This is a genomic window from Kitasatospora sp. NPDC059722 (genome assembly GCF_042733235.1).
GTDB lineage: Bacteria > Actinomycetota > Actinomycetes > Streptomycetales > Streptomycetaceae > Kitasatospora.
Genome location: NZ_JBHWGD010000003.1, coordinates 225,758 through 232,768 on the forward strand (window position 1 = coordinate 225,758; position 7,011 = coordinate 232,768).

The window sequence follows — 7,011 nt, forward strand, 5'->3', positions numbered from 1 at the left end:
TTGGGTGCGCTGGTTGGTGAGGGTCTGGTTTTGGACCTGGGGGGTTTCGTGTCCTGGTGGGGGCGGGGGGGGGCCGCATGGTTGGCGGCCCGCCCCGGGCAGGGTGGGAGATGGGAGGTGGTGGAACTAGGCTCGGTGGTGGGCTAGTTGTTGGTGGTGTCCCACTTCTCCTCGCCGTTGCGCGGGTCCTCGTGGCGGCGGATGTCCACCTCGTGGACCTGCCGGAACGTGGGCCCGGCCTCGCCGGCGGCGCCGACCGCGAGCTGCAGGAACATGTAGATCTCCTGCAGGGCCATGCCGACCTGGGAGTCCAGCGGGAACTCCTCGTCGCACTTCTCCGCGAGGAGCTTGAAGACGTTGGCGATGCTTGCGAGGGCGTCGGGCATCTCCTCGACCATGGCCAGGACCTGCATCATCCCGTCCGGGTCGAAGGTGGCTGCCATGGCCTCCATCTCGGCGGCGACGGCGGCGAAGCTGAACGCGGCGACGTTGTCGCTCATGGGCACTCCCGAAGTTGACGTTGCGGTGCTGTCGTTCGCGTTGTGGTTGCGCGGGGCCCGCGGCACCGTGTCCGTGACCTCCCCACCGTTCTCCGGCTCGGGCTGATCGAGGTTCTCCGCGGCCTTCAGGTCCTCCTCCAGGCCGGCGGCGATCGCCCGGTCCCGCTCCTCGCGGGCCGCCGCGGCGGCGGCCACCAGGCGGGCGAACAGGCGCCGGCCCGGGTGCATCAGCCACGGCAGATTCAGGTAGCGGCCGACCGGAGTCGTCACGGCCCCGACCAGACCGACCGCGCCGGCCAGCAGCGCGGCACCGGCCCACCGGGCCCAGTACCGCGCCGCGGAGCGACGCAGACGACGGCGGGCACCGCGGGCGGCGGCGGCCCGGCGCCGCGCGATCCGCCGCTCACGCACCCGCTCATCCGCCCGCGCGTCCCGCGCCTGACGATGGGCGGCCCGCCGCTCGTCGCGAGCCTGACGCCGCGCCGACCGGGCCGTCTCCCGCGCGCTGCGGGTGGCCGGGCCGGACGCCGACATGGCCGGAGCGTCCGCCCGCTGCCGGGCCTTGGCGGCGCGCTTCTCCTCCCGCGCCGCCTGACGGGCAGCCCGCTGCTGGTCGCGGACGCTGCGGCGGGCCGCCGTGTCCTGTACCCGCTGGTCCCGCCGGGACGGCGCGCCCGCGGTCCGCTCGGCCCGCGCCGCCCGCACCTGGGCGGCTCGGACACCGGCCGCCGACACCGCACCCGCACCGGGCACCTGCGAACCGCCCCGACGGGCACCGCTCAGGGAACTGCCGCCCGCGTTCGGCGAGGCACCGCCCGCACCGCGCAGAGCACCGCGCGGGGCCCCGGTGACCGGATCGACACCGGGTGCCGCGGCCGTGCCGTGCTTGGTCAGCCGGACCGGACCGCTGGACGGCTGGTGCCCGGACAGGCCACGGTGGCCGGCGCCACGGGAGTGGTGCCCACGGGCCGGCGGGACACCGCCGACGGACCCGCCCGCGGCCGACGGCCGATGGCCCGCCGCCCCGGACATCCCCGGCATTCGGGAGGCCGAACCGCCGCCGGAAATGCGGGAGTTGGAGCCGCTCCCGCTGCTTCCCCGCCTCGCGGCGCGGCGCCGCCGGGCCCGTACGGCCGCGAGTCCAGCGGCGGCGGCCGTGCCACCGGCGAGCGCGACCCACACGGCGGGCCCGCCCACCAGCGCCGCCGCGCTTACGGCGCCGACCGCGGTGTTTCCGGTGGCCACCGCCAGCGGCACCGCCGGCAGACCACCACGGGTGTGGGCCAGGCGCGGCTCCGCACGCCGCTCGACACCGCGCGACGTGGGACGCTGCGGCGAGGCCAAGGCGGCGGGCTGCGGAGCGGGTGAGTCGACGACGGCCCCGGGCTGAGCCGGGGCGAGCGTGTCGGACATCGTTCCTCCTCTCTTGCTCACGGGCGGGTGGCGACGGCGTCGCCGGTGGCGGTGCGCTCGACCACGGGCTGTCCCAGGTCGCGGTGGGTGAGGTGGACGGGCACGCCGGTCTTGCCGAGGCGCCGGGCGAGGACGCGGGCCACGGTGGCGGCGCGGTGCCGGCCGCCCGCGCAGCCGACGGCGATGGTCAGCGGCGCGTCCTGGGGTCCGGAGTCGTACGCGTCGACGAGCGCGGCGGTGCCGGCGATGAGTTCCTGGATGCCGGGGGTGGCGAGGACGGCGGCGCGGACGGGCAGGTCCTCGGCGGTCAGGTAGCGCAGGGCGGGGTTGACGTCGGGGTCGTTGAAGTGGAGGCGCAGGTCCAGCGTGAGGTGCGCGGGCGGCGGGGCGTCGTGCAGGTAGCCGAAGCTGACGATGTTGATTTCGGTCACGGACATGACAGGGATCTCCTTGCGCAGATGGCGGCGGAGCACGTCAGGGGGGTTCAGGCCGCGAGGGCGCCGTGGTCGGCGCAGGGCAGACAGGTGCCGAGGTGCTTGGGGAGCACGTAGCCGGCGTCCCGCCCGCAGACGGGGCAGGTGCGGCGGGCGGCGTTGGCCTTGGCGAGGGCGGCGGCCTTCGCAGGGGTCATCGGTCCCACGGGCTTGGCCAGGGCGAGCCGGTAGAGGTAGGCGGGGCGGGTCCCGCCGAAGCGGGAGCGCCACATGACCTGCGCGGCAACGTCCTGCCCGCCGGGGCGAAGACCCCGGGCGCGGAGCTGTCGGCGGGTGAAGAGGCCACGCGGCGCCATGCGCCACGGGTAGGTGGGCGTGCCGCCGTGGCGGGAGCCGTCGGGGTCCCAGTGGCGGGGGCGGCTCACTGGTCGTCGCCCGGGTCGAGTGTGAAGAAGCCGGACAGTTGGACCGGGATGCCGGTGTGCATGCCGGTGACGGTCAGCCAGTGCGTCTGGCCGAGCTGCTTGAGTTCGACGTCGGCGGGGTCGAGGCTGAGGGCGGCCCGCCACTGCTCGAAGTAGTCGACGCCGTCGTGCAGGGAGATGCCCAGCCCCCACGCGATGTTGTAGGTGCCGGGCACGATCTGGAGTTCCAACTGCACGGCCGGGGCGCGCAGGTGCGCGTGGGCAGTGAGCAGGGACATCAGGGTGCCGGCCGCCTTGATCTGTTCGGCCGCGGTGTCGGGGGTCTCGGTGGTGGTGGTCACGATGCCTGCTCCTCAGCGGGGCGCGCGGTGGTCTCTTCGTCGGTGGTGTGCACGGCGTGCAGGGCGGGACGCTCCGGGCCGGCCTCGCTGAACTCGCGGTAGCGGTTGGCGACCCATCCGGCCGACCAGCCGGTCAGCTCGGCCGCCCGGCGCTGTGGGACCCGGAGCGCAACGGCGGTCTGGATCTTCAGCCGGGCGTCGTCCTCGGGCAGGCGCTCGGTCGCCGCCGGGGCGGACATGAGTTCCTGCCGGAGCCGCTCGGCGTCCTGCTCGGCGCGCCGCTCACGGTCGCGCTCACGGCGCTCACGCTCGCTCACCTCGCGCTCACGACGCTCACGCTCACGCCGCTCGGCGTCGTCGCGGCGCCGCTGCTCGTCGCGTTCAGCAGCCTCGCGGAGGGCCCGCTCCTCGCGCTCCTCACGGGCCATGCGCTCGGCGTGCTCACGCTCCTCGCGGGCCATCCGCGCGTCGTGCTCACGACGCTCACGCTCGCGCTGCTCGGCCCGCTCGTAGTCGGCCAACCGGTCCTCGCGTTCCTGCCGGCGGCGCTCCTCGGTGCGGCGTTCGCGCTCGGTGCGCTCATCGCGCTCACGGGCTTCACGAGCGGCCAGCGCGGCGGCGATCGCCCGCCGGTAGGCGAGCGAGGTCTCCGCCGTGACGATCAGTAGAAGCGGCGCCACCGCGTGGACCGACACCCCAACCGCGTCCCGGTTCAGGGCGGACAGACCCACGTTGAGCAGCACCGTCATGGCACCGGTCATCCACCGCAGCACGACCGGCCACCGGCCGCCGTCGCCGCCGAGGCGGGCGAGCGTGCTGTCCATGCGGATCACGATCACCACCGCCGCGTCCACGACGAGCGGCAGGATTGGGGCCGTCCACTGCCAGCCCTTCGGGGTGTGTCCGGACATCAGCGGGGTTACCGTGAGCACGCTGTAGAGGACCGCGCCGAGCGTGATCGTCCACGTCCCCACGGCCAACGCCTTCTCGGCCGACCGGATCTGGTCGGGGCTCATCGGCGCCTTCACCGCGACCACCACCCGGTGCGCGGTGAGCGCGTCGTGAGCGCGGTGAGCATCGGGGCGTTCATCAGTGAGCACCCCCGGCGGCGCGCCGCTCGCGGGCCGTGGCCCGGAGCCGTCGCTGGTGCAGGTTGGCCCGCTCGCGGGCGTTCAGCCCACCGAAGATCCCGTGCTTCTCGAACCGCTCCAGGGCCAGTTCCAGGCACATCGTGAGCACCGGGCACCCGGCGCAGATCATCTTGGCGCGGCGCCCGGCCCACTCGGTGGCCTCGGCCCCGATCTCCTCGGGGTCCGGGTAGAAGAGATCGGTGTCGACACCGGCACAGGCGGCGCCGCGCAGGTCGCCGGCGCCGTCGGGGCGCACCTCGATGAGCATGGCGGCGGCCGGGCGGGCGGCCAGGTGCGGGGTGTGGGTGCCGCCCCGGGTGAAGAGGTTGCGGGGGATCGCCATCACGCCGCCGCCTTCCAGGTCAGCACCCGGCGGCGCTCGGCCGTACGCATCAAGCCGGACGCGAAGCGGGCCGCCGGCTGGTCCAGGTCCCGCAGGACCTCCCGGGCGACATCGAGCCGGGCCCGCCGCTCGTCGGCGGACTCGCCCTCGACACCGGCGAACAGCTCGGCGTCGACACCGAAGCCGAGCGCGAGCTCGACGAACTCGGTCGGCGTTGCGGCGTCCTGGCCTGCAACAATCAGTTTCATGGGTTCACCTCGTCGAATCGGGGGGTGAGCCCGCAGGGCCGCCGCGCGATCCTTGGCCGGGAGCGTGGCGGCCCGCTTCATGCGGGCTCAGCTACTCGTCGCGTTACGAGCAGCCGCGGAACCCGACGCGACCCCGCCGCCCGTGGGGGCGTGGCGCGCGTCGGGAACCGTGATCGCTGGTAGGCGAACAGAAGTGAATGAGTGCCCGTCCTACGGGCGTCAGGTCTTACGGGCCTGGTCCGGTGCTTCCTCTCTGCTCAGCACCAGCAGGGCGGCACACCCCAGAACGGGGCGCTGCGTGGCTCGCTGCCGCCGGCGACATCACCCGGTCGCCATGGGGGCGGTCTTCTCATATCCGCCACGTGCGTTGGGACTCCGCTGTACTCCCGGGTCGCCATCCAGCCGTACGAATCGGCTTGGTCAGCATCCCGTTCGGCCCCACACCCCCGGAGGGGTGGCATGCCACTGCGTAGGGGGAGGGCATCGCTGCCCTCGCGTCGGTCCCGCACGATCACTGTTCAGTTCTCAAGGAACTGCGCTTCCCTGGCCAACCCCGAGGAGCCGACTTCCGGGCGCATTTGTCCAGCTCAGAGCAGCCCAAAGAAGGGCTGTCAGTTCGCCCGCCTCGCCATGCGAGACATGTTGAACATGTCTCTTACGATGCCGAGAAGCCGACGCTTCGTCAAGTCCTTCGGTTGGTTCGGCCGGTGAGTCCCGACCGCGCATCAATAGATTCGGCTCTCCGGCCCTGTCGGAACACGGCGCGTCTGGACGGCTACGGTCCGACTTCGCTACGGTCGAAGTCGTCCCGGATCGTCCAAGCGCCGCACCATCGTCCAGGGGAGGGCGAGATGGCCAATGAGAGGCTGCGAGGGGCAATCCTCGCCAGCAATTTGACGATTGAGCAGATCGCGGAGCGGCTCGGTGTGAGCTCGCGAACCGTCGAGCGATGGGTGGAGGCCAAGGACGAGCGCCGGCCGTACAGGCGCTTCCAGTACGCGCTCGCCAACCTGTTGCAGCGAGACCTGTCGGAACTCTGGTCGGACGAGCAGACCAGCAGTGCGGCGGCGGAAGCCGGCCGGGCCGAGCTGGTGAAGCTGTACCCACACCGCGCGGTCGTGCCGAAGGAGCTGTGGACGTCCCTCTACGCGAGGTCCATGCGGCACTTCGACCTGGTGGTGTACGCCGGATTCTGGCTCTCGGAGGACCCGTTGTTCTTCCGCCTCGTGCGGGAGAAGGCGCAGGCTGGCGTGCCCGTACGGCTCATGCTGGGCGACCCCGACTGTGTGGGCGTGGCCCAGCGGGGCGAGGATGAGGGGATCGGTCCGGCGATGGCGGGCAAGATTCGCAACGCGCTCGCCAACTACGCGCCGCTGTTCAGCGTCCGCGGAGTCGAGTTCCGGCTCCACTCAACGACGCTCTACAACTCGCTCTACCGGGCCGATGACGACCTGCTCGTCAACGGACACGTCTACGGTGTCGGCGCCTACCTGGCGCCAGTGATGCACCTTTCCCAGGTACCCGGCGGGGAGCTTTTCAGCACGTACGCGGCGAGCATCGAACGGATCTGGGAGAGCTCCCGGGTCATCACCTCGCCACATCTCGAAAGTGAGGCCGCATGAGCCGCATCGACTACTTCCATGACCCGGCCGCCCCGCCGGCGAACTCCGTTGTGCCCTCCGTTACCGCCGTCGTGACGGACGCAGACGGGCTGCTGCTGCTGATCCACAAGACGGACAACAACCTGTGGGCCCTCCCCGGTGGCGGGCACGACATCGGGGAGTCAGTGGCGGACACCGTGGTTCGCGAGGTTCGGGAGGAAACGGGGATTGACGTCGAGGTGGCCGCGGTCGTCGGGCTCTACACGGACCCTGGTCACGTCATGGCCTACGACGATGGGGAGGTCCGGCAGCAGTTCTCCATCTGCTTCCGGGCACGCCCTGTTGGTGGCACTCTGCGGACGAGTTCAGAGTCGAAAGAGGTCCGCTGGGTCAACCCACCCGACCACCACGACATTGTGCAACACCCCGCCCAGCCGGGCTCGTATAAAAAAAAAACAACCCACCAAAAAAAAAAAAAAAAAGAAACAATAACCTAAAACTAACAAAAAAAAATCATCCATAAAAAGAGAGAGGGAGAGATGCGGGAGGTTGTGGCGGAGGGGGTGGAAGCGGAGA

At 71.8% G+C, this 7,011-nt stretch carries 9 protein-coding genes; 2 read left to right on the top strand and 7 right to left on the bottom strand.

What is annotated here, in order from left to right:
* Positions 1-143: 143 nt before the first annotated feature.
* The 7 genes from ACFV4F_RS03385 to ACFV4F_RS03415 form a co-directional block, all read right to left on the bottom strand.
* Positions 144-1,913 (bottom strand): hypothetical protein, encoded by a 1,770-nt coding sequence (locus ACFV4F_RS03385; protein WP_380500238.1) that lies wholly within the window; start codon positions 1,911-1,913, stop codon positions 144-146.
* 17 nt (positions 1,914-1,930) lie between these two features.
* Positions 1,931-2,350, bottom strand: a complete 420-nt coding sequence (locus tag ACFV4F_RS03390) for an ATPase (RefSeq protein ID WP_380500239.1) — start codon at positions 2,348-2,350, stop codon at positions 1,931-1,933.
* A 47-nt stretch (positions 2,351-2,397) separates the two neighbouring features.
* A complete protein-coding gene (locus ACFV4F_RS03395) occupies positions 2,398-2,772 on the bottom strand; it encodes an RRQRL motif-containing zinc-binding protein (RefSeq protein WP_380500240.1) in 375 nt (124 codons plus the stop codon).
* Positions 2,769-3,113: a hypothetical protein gene (locus ACFV4F_RS03400; RefSeq protein ID WP_380500241.1), complete on the bottom strand. Its 345-nt coding sequence runs from the start codon at positions 3,111-3,113 to the stop codon at positions 2,769-2,771. Before ACFV4F_RS03400 ends, ACFV4F_RS03395 begins: the two co-directional genes overlap by 4 nt.
* On the bottom strand, positions 3,110-4,129 hold the full coding sequence (locus ACFV4F_RS03405) for a DUF2637 domain-containing protein (protein WP_380500242.1): 1,020 nt from the start codon (positions 4,127-4,129) through the stop codon (positions 3,110-3,112). Before ACFV4F_RS03405 ends, ACFV4F_RS03400 begins: the two co-directional genes overlap by 4 nt.
* 73 nt (positions 4,130-4,202) lie before the next feature.
* Positions 4,203-4,586 (bottom strand): WhiB family transcriptional regulator, encoded by a 384-nt coding sequence (locus tag ACFV4F_RS03410; protein WP_380500243.1) that lies wholly within the window; start codon positions 4,584-4,586, stop codon positions 4,203-4,205.
* The gene (locus ACFV4F_RS03415; protein WP_380500244.1) at positions 4,586-4,834 is read right to left on the bottom strand and encodes a hypothetical protein; all 249 of its coding nucleotides are present in this window, start codon (positions 4,832-4,834) and stop codon (positions 4,586-4,588) included. The genes ACFV4F_RS03410 and ACFV4F_RS03415 overlap by 1 nt, the downstream gene beginning before the upstream one ends.
* Before the next feature lie 851 nt (positions 4,835-5,685).
* Here ACFV4F_RS03415 and ACFV4F_RS03420 point away from each other — a divergent pair.
* Entirely contained in the window at positions 5,686-6,456 is a 771-nt protein-coding gene (locus ACFV4F_RS03420; RefSeq protein ID WP_380500245.1) for a helix-turn-helix domain-containing protein, read from the top strand.
* The gene (locus tag ACFV4F_RS03425) at positions 6,453-6,932 is read left to right on the top strand and encodes an NUDIX domain-containing protein (RefSeq protein WP_380500246.1); all 480 of its coding nucleotides are present in this window, start codon (positions 6,453-6,455) and stop codon (positions 6,930-6,932) included. Before ACFV4F_RS03420 ends, ACFV4F_RS03425 begins: the two co-directional genes overlap by 4 nt.
* Positions 6,933-7,011: the final 79 nt, after the last annotated feature.

Coding starts and splice junctions, on each gene's coding strand:
- ACFV4F_RS03420 (WP_380500245.1), top strand. CDS start 5,686: ATGGCCAATGAGAGGCTGCGAGGGGCAATCCTCGCCAGCAATTTGACG.
- ACFV4F_RS03410 (WP_380500243.1), bottom strand. CDS start 4,586: ATGGCGATCCCCCGCAACCTCTTCACCCGGGGCGGCACCCACACCCCG.
- ACFV4F_RS03415 (WP_380500244.1), bottom strand. CDS start 4,834: ATGAAACTGATTGTTGCAGGCCAGGACGCCGCAACGCCGACCGAGTTC.
- ACFV4F_RS03425 (WP_380500246.1), top strand. CDS start 6,453: ATGAGCCGCATCGACTACTTCCATGACCCGGCCGCCCCGCCGGCGAAC.
- ACFV4F_RS03405 (WP_380500242.1), bottom strand. CDS start 4,129: ATGAGCCCCGACCAGATCCGGTCGGCCGAGAAGGCGTTGGCCGTGGGG.
- ACFV4F_RS03385 (WP_380500238.1), bottom strand. CDS start 1,913: ATGTCCGACACGCTCGCCCCGGCTCAGCCCGGGGCCGTCGTCGACTCA.
- ACFV4F_RS03390 (WP_380500239.1), bottom strand. CDS start 2,350: ATGTCCGTGACCGAAATCAACATCGTCAGCTTCGGCTACCTGCACGAC.